The 16,354-nt window shown below is 63.7% G+C and carries 12 protein-coding genes; 5 read left to right on the top strand and 7 right to left on the bottom strand.

Features of this window, described 5'->3' with window-relative positions; all coding sequences use genetic code 11:
* Position 1: 1 nt before the first annotated feature.
* The 5 genes from TSB10P1A_RS14695 to TSB10P1A_RS14675 all read right to left on the bottom strand — a co-directional run bounded on the left by TSB10P1A_RS14695 (position 2) and on the right by TSB10P1A_RS14675 (position 7,664).
* Entirely contained in the window at positions 2–1,111 is a 1,110-nt protein-coding gene (locus TSB10P1A_RS14695; protein ID WP_186388684.1) for a microcin C ABC transporter permease YejB, read from the bottom strand.
* 92 nt (positions 1,112–1,203) lie between these two features.
* A complete protein-coding gene (locus TSB10P1A_RS14690; RefSeq protein WP_186388683.1) occupies positions 1,204–3,132 on the bottom strand; it encodes an extracellular solute-binding protein in 1,929 nt (642 codons plus the stop codon).
* A complete protein-coding gene (locus tag TSB10P1A_RS14685; protein ID WP_186388958.1) occupies positions 3,132–5,042 on the bottom strand; it encodes an extracellular solute-binding protein in 1,911 nt (636 codons plus the stop codon). The genes TSB10P1A_RS14690 and TSB10P1A_RS14685 overlap by 1 nt, the downstream gene beginning before the upstream one ends.
* Before the next feature lie 199 nt (positions 5,043–5,241).
* Positions 5,242–6,645, bottom strand: a complete 1,404-nt coding sequence (locus TSB10P1A_RS14680) for a diguanylate cyclase domain-containing protein (RefSeq protein WP_186388682.1) — start codon at positions 6,643–6,645, stop codon at positions 5,242–5,244.
* A 383-nt stretch (positions 6,646–7,028) separates the two neighbouring features.
* On the bottom strand, positions 7,029–7,664 hold the full coding sequence (locus tag TSB10P1A_RS14675) for a cytochrome c family protein (RefSeq protein WP_186388681.1): 636 nt from the start codon (positions 7,662–7,664) through the stop codon (positions 7,029–7,031).
* Positions 7,665–7,868: 204 nt separating this feature from the next.
* On the opposite strand from TSB10P1A_RS14675, the gene TSB10P1A_RS14670 reads away from it, so the two are divergent.
* Genes TSB10P1A_RS14670 through TSB10P1A_RS14660 form a run of 3 tightly spaced genes read left to right on the top strand, consistent with a single transcriptional unit; the run spans position 7,869 to position 10,583 of the window.
* Positions 7,869–8,633 (top strand): 3-deoxy-manno-octulosonate cytidylyltransferase, encoded by a 765-nt coding sequence (locus TSB10P1A_RS14670; protein WP_256376465.1) that lies wholly within the window; start codon positions 7,869–7,871, stop codon positions 8,631–8,633.
* Positions 8,634–8,645: 12 nt separating this feature from the next.
* Positions 8,646–9,536 (top strand): prephenate dehydratase, encoded by an 891-nt coding sequence (locus TSB10P1A_RS14665; RefSeq protein ID WP_186388679.1) that lies wholly within the window; start codon positions 8,646–8,648, stop codon positions 9,534–9,536.
* Positions 9,537–9,581: 45 nt separating this feature from the next.
* Positions 9,582–10,583, top strand: coding sequence for an adenosine kinase (locus TSB10P1A_RS14660; protein WP_186388678.1), 1,002 nt, complete (start codon positions 9,582–9,584; stop codon positions 10,581–10,583).
* A gap of 84 nt (positions 10,584–10,667) precedes the next feature.
* Here the strand turns inward: TSB10P1A_RS14660 and TSB10P1A_RS14655 are convergent, their stop codons facing one another.
* The gene (locus TSB10P1A_RS14655) at positions 10,668–11,288 is read right to left on the bottom strand and encodes a 2,3-bisphosphoglycerate-dependent phosphoglycerate mutase (protein ID WP_186388677.1); all 621 of its coding nucleotides are present in this window, start codon (positions 11,286–11,288) and stop codon (positions 10,668–10,670) included.
* Positions 11,289–11,326: 38 nt separating this feature from the next.
* A complete protein-coding gene (gene dapB, locus TSB10P1A_RS14650) occupies positions 11,327–12,130 on the bottom strand; it encodes a 4-hydroxy-tetrahydrodipicolinate reductase (protein WP_186388957.1) in 804 nt (267 codons plus the stop codon).
* Positions 12,131–12,202: 72 nt separating this feature from the next.
* On the opposite strand from dapB, the gene TSB10P1A_RS14645 reads away from it, so the two are divergent.
* Both TSB10P1A_RS14645 and TSB10P1A_RS14640 read left to right on the top strand, forming a co-directional pair.
* A complete protein-coding gene (locus TSB10P1A_RS14645; RefSeq protein ID WP_186388676.1) occupies positions 12,203–13,561 on the top strand; it encodes an autoinducer 2-binding periplasmic protein LuxP in 1,359 nt (452 codons plus the stop codon).
* Positions 13,558–16,329, top strand: a complete 2,772-nt coding sequence (locus TSB10P1A_RS14640) for an EAL domain-containing protein (protein WP_186388675.1) — start codon at positions 13,558–13,560, stop codon at positions 16,327–16,329. The genes TSB10P1A_RS14645 and TSB10P1A_RS14640 overlap by 4 nt, the downstream gene beginning before the upstream one ends.
* Positions 16,330–16,354 lie beyond the last annotated feature (25 nt).

Genomic DNA, 16,354 nt, shown 5'->3' with positions numbered 1-16,354 from the left:
CTCAGACCTCCCTGCTCTCGAAATCGATCCGGGGATCGATCCAGGTGTAGGTCAGGTCGGAAATGAGATTCACCAAAAGCCCCATCAGCGAGAAGATGTAGAGCGTCGCGAAGACCACGGCATAGTCGCGGTTGATCACGGCCTCGAAGCCGAGCAGACCGAGCCCATCGAGCGAAAAGATCGTCTCGATCAACAGCGAACCGGCAAAGAAGGACGAGATGAAGGCGCCCGGAAAGCCGGCGATCACGATCAGCATGGCATTGCGGAACACATGGCCGTAGAGCACCTGGCGCTCGTTCAGACCCTTGGCGCGGGCGGTCTGGACATACTGCTTGCGGATCTCGTCGAGGAAGGAGTTCTTCGTCAGCAGCGTCACCGTGGCGAAGGCCGACAGAACCATGGCGGTCAACGGCAGGGCGAGATGCCAGAAATAGTCGAGAATGCGCTCGGGCCAGGAGAGCTGATGCCAATTCTCCGAGGTGAGGCCGCGCAAGGGGAACCAGTCGAGGAACGAGCCGCCGGCAAACAGCACGATCAGCAGCACCGCGAAAAGGAACCCGGGGATCGCATAGCCCACCACGATCACGGCGGAGGTCCAGACATCGAAGCGCGAGCCGTCCTTCACCGCCTTGCGGATGCCCAGCGGGATCGAGATCGCATAGGAAATGAACGTCATCCATAGCCCGAGCGAAATCGAGACGGGCATCTTCTCGATCACCAGGTCAATCACCGAGATGTCGCGGAAGTAGCTCTGCCCGAAGTCGAAGCGGGCGTAGTTCCACAGCATCACGGCGAAACGCTCCAGCGGCGGCTTGTCGAAGCCGAACTGGCGCTCCAGTTCCTTGATGAACGCCGGATCGAGGCCCTGTGCGCCGCGATATCTCGACCCGACGGCTCCCGCGTCCCCGGCCGTGTCCGCGCCGCTGCCGGCGAAATCGCCGCCGCCGCCGGAGATGCGGGCCGTGGCGGACACATCCGTGCCCTGAAGCTGGGCGATGACGCGCTCGACCGGTCCGCCGGGAGCGAACTGGATGATGATGAAATTGATGGCCATGATGCCGACCAGTGTCGGCACGATCAGCAGCAGCCGGCGCAGGATATAGGCGCCCATCGTATCAGAGATCCCTTTCTTGCCGGCCGACAACAGGCAAACCTGCCGGTTGGCCTCCGCAATGCCTGATGCGTTGGAGTGTCTCGCGCATGTCAGCGTATGCCGATTCGCTCTGCGCGCTCACGGTCGTACCACCAGTGGAGTTCCGGCGTGAAGCCATGCGTCGGTGGCGCCTCAGGATGCCCGAACACGTCCCACATGGCGACCGTATGGATCGGCTTGTACCACTGCGGCACCCAATAATGGCCGGCCCGCAGGACCCGGTCCAGGGCACGGGCAGCGACGGTCATCTCTTCCCTGGTGGACGCTGCGACGACAGCATTGATCAGCGCATCGACCGCCGGGTCCGCGATGCCAGACAGGTTGCTCGATCCCGGCTGGCTTGCCGCCTCCGAACCCCACATCTGGCGGATCTCCTCTCCAAGGGTCGCGGACAGGGAATACCGGCGCGAGGCGATGTCGAAGTCGTAGTCGTTCAGGCGGGACTGATACTGCGCCGGATCGACGACACGGAAATTCGCCCGGATGCCGAGCCGCTCCAGATTGCCGATATAGGGCAGGACGACACGCTCGAAGCTGTTCGTATTCGACAGGAATTCGAAGGCCAGCGGTTCTCCGCTCGGCAGAAGCAGCCGGGCTCCCTCGCGCCGGCATCCCGCCTCCCGCAGCAGCCGGTCCGCCTCGCGCAGCATCGCACGATCCTGTCCCGTTCCATCCGAAACCGGCGGCGCGACGGCCGGACCGAACACCGCGTCGGGCACCTGTCCGCGCCAGGGCTCCAGCAGCGCCAGTTCCGCTGCGTCCGGTTCGCCTTCGGCCGACATCGCGGAGTTCTGGAAATAGGAACTCGTCCGCTTGTAGGCTCCGAAAAACAGCGCGGTGTTGGTCCATTCGAAGTCGAACGCCAGACCCAGCGCCTGGCGAACACGCGGGTCCGAAAACTTTGAGCGGCGCAGGTTCAGGTACCAGCCCTGCGCACCCGAGGGCCGGCCGTCGGGGATTTCTTCCCGGATCACACGACCGTCCTGAACGGCGGGAAAGTTGTATTCCGTCGCCCATGTGCGGGCGGTGAACTCCTCGCGGAAGGTGAGAACGCCCTTCTTGAAGGCCTCGAAGTCCACCTGGCGATCGCGGAAGAATTCCAACCGGATGCGGTCGAAATTGTAGTGCCCGCGGCTGACGGGCAGGTCCGCCGCCCACCACGATTTCACCCGCTCATACTCCACGAAACGGCCCACCTCGTGGCGCCCGACCTTGTAAGGTCCGGACGAGAGCGGCGGGGTCAGCGTCGTCTGGGCAAAGTCGTAGCGCGAGTAATAGGCCTTGGAGAAGATCGGCATGCCGGTCGCGATGAGCGGCACCTTGCGCGACTGCTTGCCGGAAAACACCAGCGATACCTTGTGAGGATCCTCGACGCGCGCGTCATCAAGTTCGCGCAGCCCCTGACGGATCGAAGGGTGCCCCTTCTCCTTCAAGGTCATCAGCGAGAAGGCGACATCCTCCGCCGTCAGCGGGCTCTCGTCGTGAAACCGGGCTTCGGGCCTCAGCGTGAACGTATAGACATTTCCATCTTCGGAAATCTCGACAGTCTCGGCGATCAAGCCATAGACGGCATCCGGCTCGTCCAGCGCCCTCACCATCAGCGTGTCGAAACACAGCTCCATACGGGGCGGCGCATCCCCCTTGAGAATGAACGTATTGAAGGTATTGAAGGTCTGCGGGTTCTGATTGAAGGTCCAGAAGGGTGCCGTGAAGACGATGCGCCCGTCTTTCGGAGCGTCCGGGACCACATAGTCGAAATGGCTGAATCCGGCCGGATACTTGAGGTCGCCGAACACCGACAGTCCATGCCGGGCTGCAGCGCCGGCGTTCTGTTCCACATCGGCACGCGCAAGCCTGCCGGGGAGCGGCAGAAGCGTTGCAGCGGAAAAGGCCACCGCTCCGGCCAGCACGGTCCTGCGATCCAGATCAAACCGGGCGCCACCGGCAGCCCTCGGTGCCTTCGGCCTGTCTTCCACCATCACCGCCCTCCCCGCACGCGCGCCGCGCGCGCCTCATCCCACCACCAGATGGTCGGGAAGCCGTGGGTGTATTCGGGGATGTTGTCAGGATGACCGAACCGGTTCCAGCGGGCCGTGCGGTCGACATCGATATACCATTGCGGCACGACGAATTGATGCGCCATCAGAACCCGATCGAGCGCGCGTGTCGCCGCCACCAGTTCCTCCCGGTCCTTCGCAAAAATAACCTTCTCGATGAGTGCGTCGATGCCGGGGTCCTTGATGCCGCCATAGTTGCGCGACTGCGGCCGATCCGCCGCCTCGCTGCCCCAGTAATCCCGCTGCTCGTTGCCCGGAGACAGGGACTGTGCCCAGCCCAGCGTCGTCATGTCGAAGTCGCGTTCGCGGATGCGGTTGATGTATTGCGGCGTGTCGACGGTGCGAAGCGTGAGCTTGATGCCGATGCGCTCGAGATTACGCGCATAGGGAAGCACGTAGCGCTCGGAATTCGGATCATTGTTGATGTACTCGATGACCAGCGGTTCGCCCGTCTGGCGATCGACCATCTGGCGACCGCGAAGCTCATAGCCGGCCTCGCCCAGCAATTCGACAGCCCTGCGCATGTTGTCGCGCAGGTTGGCGGGATCGCCGTTCACCGGGTTCTCATAGGGCGTCGTGAAGACGCGCTCTGGAATGAGGTCGCGCACACTCTCCAGAATGGCCAGTTCCTGACCCTCCGGCAGTCCGCTCGCGGCAAGCTCGGTGCCCGCGAAATAGGATGGGATGCGCTTGTACTGGTCGAAGAACACCGTCTTGTTGGCAGTCTCGAAGTCGAAAACCAGGTTGAGCGCCTGTCGCACCCGGACATCGGCGAAGGGTTTCCGCCGCAGATTGATGACAAAGCCCTGCATGATGCCGCGCGCCTTGTCGGGGAATGTCTCAAGCACCACGCGCCCGTCCCTCACGGCCGGGAAGTCGTAACCGGTCGCCCAGTTCTTGGCGCTGTTCTCGGCACGGAAATCATATTGGTCCGCCTTGAACGCCTCCAGCATCACCGTCTGGTCGCGATAGCTGTCATAGCGAACCTTGTCGAAGTTGTTGGTGCCAACCCGTGTGGGGTGGTCCTTGGCCCAGTAATCCTCGACCCGCTCGTACTCGATGTACCGCCCGGCCTCGAAGGCGCCGATCCGATAGGGGCCGGATCCGACCGGTCGCTCCAGCGTTCCGCTGCCGATATCGCGCGGTCGGCCGCCCGGTCCGGTCCCCTCCCACCAGTGCTTCGGCAGGACAATCATCTGGCCGACGATCTTCGGCAACTCGCGATTGCCGGGAGAATCGAAGGTGAAGCGGATGACGCCGTCGGCCACCTGCTCGGCCTTCTCGACATGACGATAGTAGAAGGCCTGGCTGGGATTGACCTCCTTGAGCTTGCCGAAACTCCAGATGACGTCGTCGACGCTGATCGGGGTTCCGTCATGCCAGCGAGCCTGCGGATTGAGCCTATACTCCACCCAGGAATAGTCGGAGGGGTAGCGCATGGCTTCCGCGATCAACCCGTATTCCGAATTGATGTTGATCTCGTCGAGCGCCGGCTCCAGCAGAGAATCGTACATCAGACCCAAGCCCGGCGCCGGATTTCCCCTTGGCAGGATGGGGTTGAACGTGTCGAAGCCACTGCTGTCGCCGAGGCGGACGATGCCCGCTTTCGGAGCATCGGGATTGACATAGTCGAAATGCCGGAAGTCAGGCGGATACTTCGGCTCGCCGCTCAGCGAGGAGGCATGCCGCCATTCCGGTTCCTCCTGCGACGATGCCGTCGACAGCCCGGCAAGCAGCAGGCACAGCGCCGCCAAGGGCAGGGCGATGATCCACCGCGGAACCGGCCAACCCTGTACAGCGACTGTTGCACGGGATCTTGAACGGGAGAGCATCGTCTGGCGATCTGACTGCATCATGGCGCTTCAACGGATCCATCTGTCTTGCCGCGGCGCACGACCCACGGCCGCGCACGGTTGCTGCTGCATTGTCTTGCCGACACATATTAGGGAGTTGCGCCCCCCGCCGACAGACGTGAAACGCTTCATGACGAAAGTTTAATCGTGGCAGGATGGTTCGGTGCGTGCCCGGCGCTCACGCTGCGGCGAGCTTCTCGCGATACATCCGCTGGTCGGCGAGTTCGAGGATCTCGGGAATCGTCGTGGCATCGTCCGGGTAGACCGCCCAGCCGACACTGGCGCGAATGGCGATGATGTTATCGCCCGCGCGCACCGGCTCGCTGACAGCCTCCCGCAGTCGCGCAGCAATATTGGCGGTGGTCTGATGATGGGTCATCCCAGGCACTACGACGACAAACTCGTCGCCACCGATACGGGCGATCGTGTCGGAGTCCCTTGTTTCGGCCCGCAACCGCTTGCCGACCTCTTGCAACACCAGATCTCCCACCGCATGGCCGAACGTATCATTGATCGGCTTGAACGCATTGAGATCCACAAAGAACACCTGGAAGCCCAGTCCCGTCCGCTCGCCCAGCGCGGCGAGTTGCTCGAGCCGATCCTCCAGCAATCGCCGATTGGGCAGGCCGGTGAGTGCGTCATGCAGCGCCATCGACCGCGCCCGTTGCTGTGCGATCACCACCATGACGGACAAGAGCGCGATCGCAAAGGTGACGCCGAGACCAACCAGTTGGACGATTTGAACTTCCGGCGAGGTGGCAACCCAGCCGCCGACCGGACGGCTGGCCATCTGCCACATGCCGTTCGGCAGGCTGACCGGCAGAATCACCCCTCCACCACTGGACAGGGGCGTTTCGAACAGCGCCGGGTCGCCGAGGATCATTCCGCCGGCAGGGCCCAGCCCGTCGGCCCCGCGAAGGGCAAACTGGTATCCGCTCATCTCCGGGCGAATGCCTGCATCCTCGAACAGGGCATCCATGTCGATCACCACCGAGGCCACGCCCCAGTAGCGGCGCTCGGACCTGCCGTCATCCTCGTTCATCGGAATGAGAACCGGCGAACGAGCAATCAGGGCGCGTCCACCCTGAACAAGGTCGACGGGGCCGGCGACGACGGTGCGCCGCTCATCCATCACTCGCTTCACCACCGGCCATTGCGCCGGGGTCTTGCTGTAATCCAGACCAAGAACTCTCAGGTTTCCAAGCAACGGATGGACGTAGCGGACGACATTGCCGGGAGCCAGGGCAATCAGCTTCACATGGCGGTTTGCCGAGGAAAGTTCCTCCGCAAAGCGTCGGAACTGCCTTTGCGTGAGTTCGCCGTTGATTGCCGTGAAGCTCACCAGGCCTTGCGAAATATACAACGTCGCGCTGATCGTTCCTTCGAGCCGCGCCCGCGCCTCCGACAATCGCGCCAGCGTCTCGTTCTGCAGACGCTTGTGGGCATTCTCGGTGAGCAATGCAGAAATATACGCCGTGAGAGTCATCCCGAGGACGCAGACGAATGCCACCACGGCCCCAGCCATCATCCGGTGTTTCCACCGGATGAGCGTCAATTCCTTGACACCGGATGCCTGCGTCATGCCCCCCCACCTGGAAATGATGCGGCTATGGCGAGCCGCCTGGTTCAGGTCGGCTTGCACGTCGATCAGACCGCGCTTCCACACCTGATAAAACTACGTAACACGGCACAGTTAAAGATGTATTTTCAACTCGATGAAGAAATTCGGGACGAACAACAACATCCCTCCAGCGCAGGCTGAAAGCGTTATATCCGAAAGCCCTTCCCCGTTACAGGGGAAACTCAACGGCATTCGGCGGCGCCGAACGGTCTTCCGAATGAGCGCTGCTCCCCCGGCCAAGATCCATCACGCCTATGCAATTAGCGAAAAGGCCGGCGCTTTCGCGCCGGCCTTCAGCACCTGAAATGGATGGCAACCAAGCCACAGGGGCGTGGTTGCCGCGGTCACTGGGCCTGTGTGCCTTCAACAGGCGCCGCGTCGGCCGGAGCCTCCTCGGCCGGGGCCTCCTCTGGCGGGGCCTCCTCGGCCTGGGCCTCGGGCAGCGGCTGCGGGTTGTCCGACAGCGTGCGCAGATAAGCAACGAGGTTCGCGCGGTCCTCGGGCCTGCGCATGCCGGCATAGCCCATCGATGTTCCAGAGACCTCCTGCCGCGGCGCGGCAAGGAAGTGGTCAAGGTTCTCGTAGGTCCAGGTCTCATGCTCCTGCGCATAGGCCTGCATGCCACTCGAGTAGCGGAACCCTTCATGGCTCGCCGGAGCACGGCCAACCACTTCCCACAGGCCCGGACCAACCTTGTTGGTGTTGGCGCTGGAGAAATCGTGACAGGCCACGCAAGCGCGGATCAGGCGTTCACCGTCCGCGGCCGACGCGCTGGCGAGGCGCACGGCGATGGGTTCCACCTGCGGAGCGTCCTGAGCCGGAGCCGGTTCCGAATCCGCTTCAGCCACGATGATCTCATAGCCTGGCTTTTCCGGCGCCCCCTGATGGAAGATGATTTCCGACACGATGCCGAGCCCCATCGTCAGGAGGAGGACGGACAGGATCGCACCAGCGATCATATTTAGCTTGGCAGAATTCATTCCCGCTGGCTCCAACTCCCTCGGTTGCCGCAAGGCCAATGCAAGCAGGCCCCGCGCAACGCGGCGCGTGGTGAAAAAGTCGCCGGAAACTACAAAGTTTTTGACGCTCGTGTCCATAGGTTTAAAAGAGCAATCCATGATACAAATGATCGCACGCCGCAGCCGGGCCCGCCGCACGCCCGTCCGCCCTCTGAAAGGACGCCCGTGACAACGGCTGCCGACCCGTCCGCACTCGTGGTCATCCCCGCGCGCATGGCATCCACGCGCCTGCCGGACAAGCCCCTCGCCGACATCGCCGGCAAGCCGATGATCGTTCATGTCATCGAGCGCGGCCTGTCCGCCGGCATCGGGCCGGTGATCGTGGCCTGCGACCATCCGGACATAAAGGCCGCCGTCGAGGCGGCGGGCGGCACGGCCATCATGACTGACCCGAACCTGCCGAGCGGCTCCGACCGGGTTCGCGCCGCCGCACAGGCCGTCGACCCGGAACGACGGCACGGCATCGTCTTGAACCTGCAGGGCGACGTGCCCTTGATCGATCCGCAAGCCATCCGCGCCGCTTTCGACCCTCTCGCCGATCCGCTGGTGGATATTGGCACCATCGCCACGGAAATTCGCAGCGAGGCGGGCAAGACAGACCCCAGTTTCGTCAAGACCATCGGCACACCGGTGACGGATCGGCGGCTGCGGGCGCTCTACTTCACCCGCGCGACGGCCCCGACAGGGCCAGGACCGCTCTACCAGCATATCGGCCTTTACGCCTATCGGCGCGATGCCCTCGACCGCTTTGTCGCCCTGCCGCCCTCTCCCCTCGAGATGCGCGAAAGCCTGGAGCAGTTGCGGGCGCTCGAAGCGGGAATGCGCATCGATGTCGGGCTCATCGACAGCGTGCCGATGGACGTGAACACCCCGCGCGACCTCGAAGCCGTAAGGGCGGTCTTCGCCTCGCGCCCTTCAAACCCAAGCTGACACCGGTCCATCATGTCCAACAAGAAACGCATCGTCTTCCAGGGCGAATACGGCGCCAACTCGCACACGGCCTGCCACAACGTCTATCCCGAGTATGAAGCCGTGCCGTGCCCGACATTCGAGGACTGCTTTACCGCCATCGAGAGCGGAGAGGCCGATCTCGGCATGATCCCGGTGGAGAATTCCGTCGCCGGGCGTGTCGCGGACATCCACCATCTGCTGCCGCGCTCCTCGCTCCAGATCATCGGCGAGTATTTTCTTCCGATCCGTTTCCAACTGATGGCCCTGCCGGGCACCCGGATCGAGGATCTGAAGAGCGTGCAGAGCCATGTCATGGCGCTCGGCCAGTGCCGCAAGATCATCCGCACGCTCGGATTGCGGCCGATCGTGGGCGCCGACACGGCCGGGTCGGCCCGCCAGATCGCCGAGGCGGGCGACCGCACCGCCGCGGCGCTGGCGCCGGAGATGGCCGCGCAGGCCTATGGGCTGGAGATCCTGCGCCGGGACGTGGAGGACGAGGCCCACAACACCACCCGATTCCTGATCCTGTCGCGCGAAGCCCTGCGCGCGGAAAATTCCGGGCAGCCCATCATTACCACCTTCATCTTCCGCGTCCGCAACGTGCCGGCCGCGCTCTACAAGGCGCTCGGAGGCTTCGCCACCAACGGCGTCAACATGACCAAGCTGGAATCGTATCAGCTCGAAGGCCAGTTTTTCGCGTCGATGTTCTATGCCGATGTGGAGGGCCATCCGGACGATCGCAGCGTCTCGCTGGCGCTTGAGGAACTGGAGTTCTTTTCCGCCGAGTTCAAGCTCCTTGGCATCTATCCAGCCAGTCCGTTCCGCGACAAGATCCGCGAGCCGGAAGCAAATCGCGCCTTGCGGCCGACGCCCGGAATCTGATCGGTCGCTCCGTCTGCCGACACCAAAAGGGACACTTTCGCCATCATGACCAGTCTGCGCTTCGACACCTTGTGCATCGGCAATGCCATTTGCGACGTTTTTGCCCATGTGGAGGAAGATTTTCTCCTGCGCGAAAAACTCGTTAAGGGAGCAATGCGGCTGATCGACACCGAAGAGGCGGTCCGTCTCTACGAAAAAATGGGACAGACGACGCGGATTTCAGGCGGCAGCGCCGGCAACACAGCGGCCGGAGTTGCAGCACTCGGCGGCGCCACAGCCTATTTCGGCAAGGTGGCCGAGGACGAGCTGGGCGCTGCCTATCGGCATGACATGCGCGGCACCGGCGTGCATTTCGAAACGCCGGTCCTCGTCGATGGCCCGCCCACCGCACGGTCGATGATCCTCATCACGCCGGACGGCGAGCGGACGATGAACACCTATCTCGGTGCTTGCGTGGAACTTTCGGAGAAGGACATCGACGCGCAAACAGTGGCGGCGTCGGCGATCACCTATATGGAAGGCTACCTTTGGGATCCGCCGGCAGCCAAGGCGGCGTTTCTGAAGGCCGCGGAAATCGCCCACGCGCATGACCGCAAGGTCAGCCTGACACTCTCCGACAGTTTCTGCGTCGACCGCTACAGGTCCGAGTTCCTCGGCCTCATGCGGAACGGCACGATTGACCTGCTGTTTGCCAACGAACACGAGTTGAAGGCGCTGTACGAGACAGCCGACCTGGATACCGCCATTGCCGCGGTGCGCGAGGATTGCGCGGTTACGGCGCTCACCCTCGGTGCACAGGGCGCGATGGCCATTTCCCGAAACGAGACGATCCGCGTGCCTGCCGCGGAAGTGACCGATGTGGTCGATCTCACCGGCGCCGGGGACCTGTTCGCTTCCGGCTTCCTGCTCGGCCAGGCGCGCAGCTACGACTTCACCACTTCTGCGGAGCTCGGATGCCTTTGCGCAGCCGAAGTGATCGGGCATGTCGGCGCCCGCCCCGAGCGCTCGCTCAAGCGGCTGGCCGAACAGCAGGGCTTCGGCCTCTAATCTCCAACGGGGCGTCCCCGAACGCAAAGCGGCCGCGCCTGAGGCGCGGCCGCCGTTGTTTCAAGCCGCGGCGGAAGAGCGCAGTCAGTCGGCCAGATCCTGAACGGAGGCCACCGTGCCCTCGTCGGTCAGCCGGTAGACGATCGGCGCTCCGGTTGCCAGTTCACGCTTGAGGATCTCCTCCGGCGACAGACCCTCCAGTTCCATGATCAGCGCCCGCAGCGAATTGCCGTGGGCAGCGACAATCACCCGCTTGCCCGAAATCACCTGGGGCAGGATTTCCGAGTGGTAGTAGGGAAGAACGCGCTCTGCCGTCATCTTCAGGCTTTCACCGCCCGGCGGCGGGACGTCGAAGGAACGGCGCCAGACATGCACCTGCTCCTCGCCGAACTTCTCGCGCGCCTCGTCCTTGTTCATTCCCGTCAGATCGCCATAGTCCCGCTCGTTGAGCGCCGCATCGCGAACCGTCTCAAGATCCTGCTGACCCAGTTCCTCGAGGATCAGCGTCAGCGTGTGCTGAGCCCGCGTGAGGTCGGATGTGTAGGCGACGTCGAAGGCCAGCTTCAGATCGCGCAGCTTGCTGCCTGCGGTCCGTGCCTCGGCAACCCCGAGTTCCGTCAGGTCCGGGTCCTTCCAGCCGGTAAAGAGGTTCTTGAGGTTCCAGTCGCTCTGCCCGTGGCGCACGAGCACAAGAAGATGTTCCATTGCCAGACTGTCTCCAGGTCGGATGGGGGACGAGGCACTCAGTCGACGAGACCGAGAACGTCGTCCATCGTATAGAAACCGGGTTTCCTGTCGCGCGCCCACAGGGCCGCCTTCACCGCGCCACGAGCGAAGATCTGACGGTCCTGAGCATGGTGGGACAGCGTAATCGTCTCCAGTGGTCCCGCAAAGACCACACTGTGATCGCCGATAACCGTGCCACCGCGCAAGGTCGCAAAACCGATGTCACCGCGCGGCCTTTCACCGGTAATACCATCGCGGCTGCGCACGCTGTGCTGCGACAGGGTCAATCCTCGGCCTTCGGCCGCAGCCTCGCCCAGCAGCAGCGCGGTCCCGGACGGGGCATCGACCTTGTTCCGGTGGTGCATCTCAAGCACCTCGATGTCGAAGTCCTCGTCCAGCGCCGCCGCCGCCCGGCGGACCAGCGCGGCAAGCAGATTGACGCCAAGGCTCATGTTTCCGGACTTGACGATCCGGGCATGGCGGCCTGCCGGGCGGATCGCGGCGACGTCCTCCTCGCCGAGACCGGTCGTCCCGATGACATGGACGATGCGAGCCTGGGCGGCCAGTTCACTGAAGTGCCGCGTCGCGGCCGGGGTGGTGAAATCGAGGACCCCATCGGTCGCGGCAAACGCGGCCAACGCATCATCGCAGACGGCGACACCATTCGGCTGCAGGCCCGCCAGGACGCCCGAATCCTGGCCGACAGCCGGCGAGCCGGGCCGTTCCACCGCCGCCGACAACCGCACACCATCGATCTGCGAAAGCGCGCGGATCAGCGCGCCGCCCATGCGTCCGGCAGCCCCCACCACTGTCAGGCGCATTTCCGTCATCGCGCAACTCCGTCCTCGTATCCCCGGCGCGGAACCGGGTTTTCGGGGCGGTATAGCAGGTTGATGGACGCACGCAACGCCGCAGGGCCGTCAATGCGGCACAAACACCGCCCGTTGCAGCCGCGAAGCCGTTGCACCCGCGCATCGACAGAGCCGGCGCGCAGCCGCCCGGCTTTGCTGGCGCCCGCGTGGCGGGCGGATTTTCTATGCTCTATCAATCGTATGATGATAGCTTGCATGTGCCGGGGCAATCGGACAGACTTCCGCAAACGGACGCCGCATCGGAAAGCTACCGTGAGAAGAACCCGACTGATCATTCCGGTTCTTTGCATCCTGATCTTGGCGATGCTCCCGCCCGGCATCGCCAGATCGCAGTTTGGCCGTGAGGCCTCCGGCGAGTTCTGGACCCTGCCCGAACTTTTCGCCAGATTTCCCCAACAGCGCGAACTGAGCGAGGCCTTCACCCAGAAGGTGGTCGGCGCGGCCATGCCGGCCGGGCCCGCCTCGCAAGGTCCGGTGCGCATTGCGGTCCTCTACCCTGGCTTTCAGTCCTCGGATTATTGGCGCCGCAGCATCGTCGCACTCGAGCGGCGCCTCGACGAGATCGGGATCCGCTACGAGATCACCACGCAGTTTTCCCTGCCAGGGGCCGAGATCCGCGAACAGACCCAGCAGATCGCCGATGTGTTGAAATCGGACCCCGACTATCTTGTTTTCACTCTCGATGCCCTGCGCCACAGGGTGATCGTGGAACGCCTGATCGCCCGCGGCCGGCCGAAGGTCATTCTGCAGAACATCACCACCCCCTTGCGCGGCTGGGGGACCGACCAACCCTTTCTCTACGCGGGGTTCGACCACGCAACCGGAGCCATGATGCTGGCCGACCGGATTCTCGAGACCCGGCCGCAGCCTGAAAAGTTTGCCATCTTTTACGGACTGAAGGGACATGTCAGCCACGCCCGGGCGGAGCCTTTCCGGGTCGCCATGCTGGAGACACCCGGAAAGCAACTGGTGGCGTCCTACTATGTCGGCTTCGACCGCGACAAGGCCAGGGATGCCGCCACCGCATTGCTGCGGCGGCATCCGGACCTCGGCTTCATCTATTCCTCCTCCACCGACATCGCACTCGGCGTTGCCGATGCCATAGAAGCTTCCGGCCTTGCCGCCACGGTGGCGACCAACGGCTGGGGCGGCGGCAGCGCGGAGCTCGAAGACCTGGCAAGGGGCCGGCTCGCCCTGACCGTGATGCGGATGAACGACGACAACGGCGTTGCCATTGCCGAGGCGATCTCTCTCGACGTGCAGGGGCGCGGGGACGAGGTTCCCCTGGTCTTCTCCGGTCCTTTTGCCCTCGTTTCCTCTGGTGACGCCCCCGAGCGCATCGAGGAGCTGAAGCGGAGGGCGTTCCGCTACTCGCAATGACACGCAAGGCCGACTTCCGCTTCAATCGTTTCGTGCTCGGCCTGTTCGCAGTTGCCCTGCTGACGACCTCCGCGGCGCTTTTCGCGATCAGCTATATCGGAAGCCTGTCCATTGCCGACCAGGAGTTGAAGCGCTTCGCCCGCAAGGAGGCGACGCTCTCCCGCCTTGTGTTCGACCAGACATTCAGCCGGCTCGACACCTATCTGAGGGCGCTTTCAGAGAACGCCGCACTGCGCCGCGCCATATGGTCGGGCAACGACCGGCTGGCTCTCCAGATTCTGTCCGATGCCGCCCGGGAGCCGATCGGCGCGCAGCTCGAACTGCTGACGATCGACCGGGCCGACAAGCCCGACTGGGTGAATGCCGGCGCCTCGCTCTACGATCTCGACCAGATCCTGACGCCCACCTTGCGCGAGCGGATGCCGACCGGCCAGTGGCACCTTTTCAGCGGCGGCGAGACCGGCGCAACCGGTGCTCCCATTCTGCTTGCGGCCATCACAGTGCCGGTGATCGACGATCTCGACGGCCGGGTGCTGGGCCATCTGATCGGAGGCTATGTCTTCAACGACAGCAAATATTTGCTGTCCGGCCTTTCCCAAGCGCTGGACACGGACAGTCTGGCGCTGTTCCTCGAAGACCGGATCATCTCCGCCAGCGGCCCGTTGCGCGACAGGTTCCGCGACGCACCCGACGTTCTGAAGCAACTGCAGGCAAAAGACCATCTGCTGGCGGATGATCGGCTGCTGATCAGTTCCCGGCTCGGAGAAGCGCCGGCCGGCCGCGCCCTTCATCTGGTCAGCGACCGCCCCGGCGAGACGATCGACAATATCCAGAGCACCTATCAGACGCTGTTCACCCCATTCCTGCTCTATGTTCTGGCCGGATCCGTTCTCGGCGCCTATGCCCTGCATCGCTTCACCAGTCCGGCACTCGAACGCCTCGTCAAATATGCGGATCGCATCCGCCAAGGCACATCCGACCTCACCTATCGACCCGGCAAGATCCGCGAATTCAACGCTCTCGGCCTCGCCTTGCAGGAAACCTTCCGCGACCTCAAGGAGACCGACGCCCAGTTCCGCGCCCTGATCGACGAATCCCTGCAAGGGGTCTGCATCCATTCCAACCAGAGGGTTCTCTATATCAACGACGCCTTGCTGCATCTGCTCGGCTATGACCGCGAAGAACGGCACAAGGTGATCGGCCTGTCGGTGCTGGACCTGTTCGCGCCGGAAGAACACGAGCGTCTCAAATCCTATGGCCGCGCGCGCGAATCGGGTGCCTCGGCACCCGAAGTGTACGAGGCGCGCGCCCTGTCGCGCCATGGCGAGCGGGTCTGGGTGGAACTCCACCTCCGCCAGACCCGGTGGAACGGCGCCAATGCATTTCACGTTACCGTTTCGGACATCTCGGAGCGAAAGCGGCAGGAGGAGTTGATCGTCCGCCAGGCCAATTTCGACGGACTGACTGGCCTGCCGAACCGCACACTGTTCCGGGATCGCCTGATCCAGGCAATGTCCCGTGCCCAATGGGACGGCAACATCGTCGCCCTGCTGTTTCTCGATCTCGATCGGTTCAAGAATATAAACGACAGTCTCGGACACAGCATCGGCGACCAGTTGATCCAGGAGACGGCCGCGCGCATCGGTGCGGTGCTGGATGATCACGACACCGTCGCGCGCCTTGGCGGCGACGAATTCGCGGTGATCCTCAGCAATGTGCGCAGCGTGATGGATGTTGAGATGGCCGCTGCCCGACTGTTGGAACACCTGGCGCGGCCGCTGGTGGTGGGAGACGGCGTCGAGGTCTTCACCACCGCCAGCATCGGCATCACCGTCTTTCCCAGCGATGGCCGCGACGACGAACTGCTGTTGCGGCAGGCCGACACCGCCATGTATCACGCCAAGGCGGAAGGCGGGAACAAGCTGCGCTTCTTCTCGGCCCACATGAACGAGCAGGTGGCACGGGCGCTCGAAATGGAGGGAGCCCTGCGCAAGGCTCTCGAAAAGCGGCAGTTCACGCTGAACTTCCAGCCGGTGATCGACATTGCGCACAACCGGGTGGCCGGCTGCGAGGCACTGCTGCGCTGGAGCGATCCGGAACGCGGGGTCATTTCTCCGGCCGAGTTCATTCCGATCGCCGAAACCACCGGACTGATCGTGCCGCTCGGCGCCTTCGTGCTCGAGGCCGCCTGCCTCTTCTATCAGCGCTGCAGGGCGTTGGGGCTCGACCTGCCCGGCATCAGCGTCAACGTCTCGCCGCGCCAGTGCCGGGACGAGAATTTCGTCGAACTCGTCCGCGATACGCTGGAGCGAACCGGAATGCCGCCGGAGCGGCTGCACCTGGAGATCACCGAGAGCGTCATGTTCGACGAGACGGGCAGCAATCCGGTCGACACGCTGAATGCGATCCGCCGGCTCGGCATCGGCCTTTCGCTCGACGATTTCGGCACCGGCTTTTCCTCGCTCAGCAACCTCAAGCGGTTTCCAATCGACATCCTGAAGATCGACCGCTCCTTCATCCGCGACCTCGAAACCGACAGCGACGACCGGGCGCTGGTCGAGGCGATCCTGGCGATGGCGACGAGCCTGGGCATCACCGTCATCGCCGAAGGGGTCGAGACGGAGGGACAGTGCACCTTGCTCGGCCGGCTTGGCTGCACCCGCATCCAGGGCTTCTATCTCGGCCGCCCGATGCCGGACGAGCAGTTCCGCGAGTATCTGCAGGCGCATGACGGCCCGCATCGGACACAGAGAACCGGCACTGCCTGACCGGCCTGCGAAACGTCCCGCAGCC

The organism is Stappia sp. TSB10P1A, assembly GCF_900185725.1.
Taxonomy (GTDB): Bacteria; Pseudomonadota; Alphaproteobacteria; order Rhizobiales; family Stappiaceae; genus Stappia.
Note: the sequence above shows the minus strand (reverse complement) of the source record. Positions and strands in the feature narration are given on the sequence as shown.

Coding starts and splice junctions, on each gene's coding strand:
- TSB10P1A_RS14695 (WP_186388684.1), bottom strand. CDS start 1,111: ATGGGCGCCTATATCCTGCGCCGGCTGCTGCTGATCGTGCCGACACTG.
- TSB10P1A_RS14690 (WP_186388683.1), bottom strand. CDS start 3,132: ATGGTGGAAGACAGGCCGAAGGCACCGAGGGCTGCCGGTGGCGCCCGG.
- TSB10P1A_RS14685 (WP_186388958.1), bottom strand. CDS start 5,042: ATGCTCTCCCGTTCAAGATCCCGTGCAACAGTCGCTGTACAGGGTTGG.
- TSB10P1A_RS14680 (WP_186388682.1), bottom strand. CDS start 6,645: ATGACGCAGGCATCCGGTGTCAAGGAATTGACGCTCATCCGGTGGAAA.
- TSB10P1A_RS14675 (WP_186388681.1), bottom strand. CDS start 7,664: ATGAATTCTGCCAAGCTAAATATGATCGCTGGTGCGATCCTGTCCGTC.
- TSB10P1A_RS14665 (WP_186388679.1), top strand. CDS start 8,646: ATGTCCAACAAGAAACGCATCGTCTTCCAGGGCGAATACGGCGCCAAC.
- TSB10P1A_RS14660 (WP_186388678.1), top strand. CDS start 9,582: ATGACCAGTCTGCGCTTCGACACCTTGTGCATCGGCAATGCCATTTGC.
- TSB10P1A_RS14655 (WP_186388677.1), bottom strand. CDS start 11,288: ATGGAACATCTTCTTGTGCTCGTGCGCCACGGGCAGAGCGACTGGAAC.
- dapB (WP_186388957.1), bottom strand. CDS start 12,130: ATGCGCCTGACAGTGGTGGGGGCTGCCGGACGCATGGGCGGCGCGCTG.
- TSB10P1A_RS14645 (WP_186388676.1), top strand. CDS start 12,203: ATGGACGCACGCAACGCCGCAGGGCCGTCAATGCGGCACAAACACCGC.
- TSB10P1A_RS14640 (WP_186388675.1), top strand. CDS start 13,558: ATGACACGCAAGGCCGACTTCCGCTTCAATCGTTTCGTGCTCGGCCTG.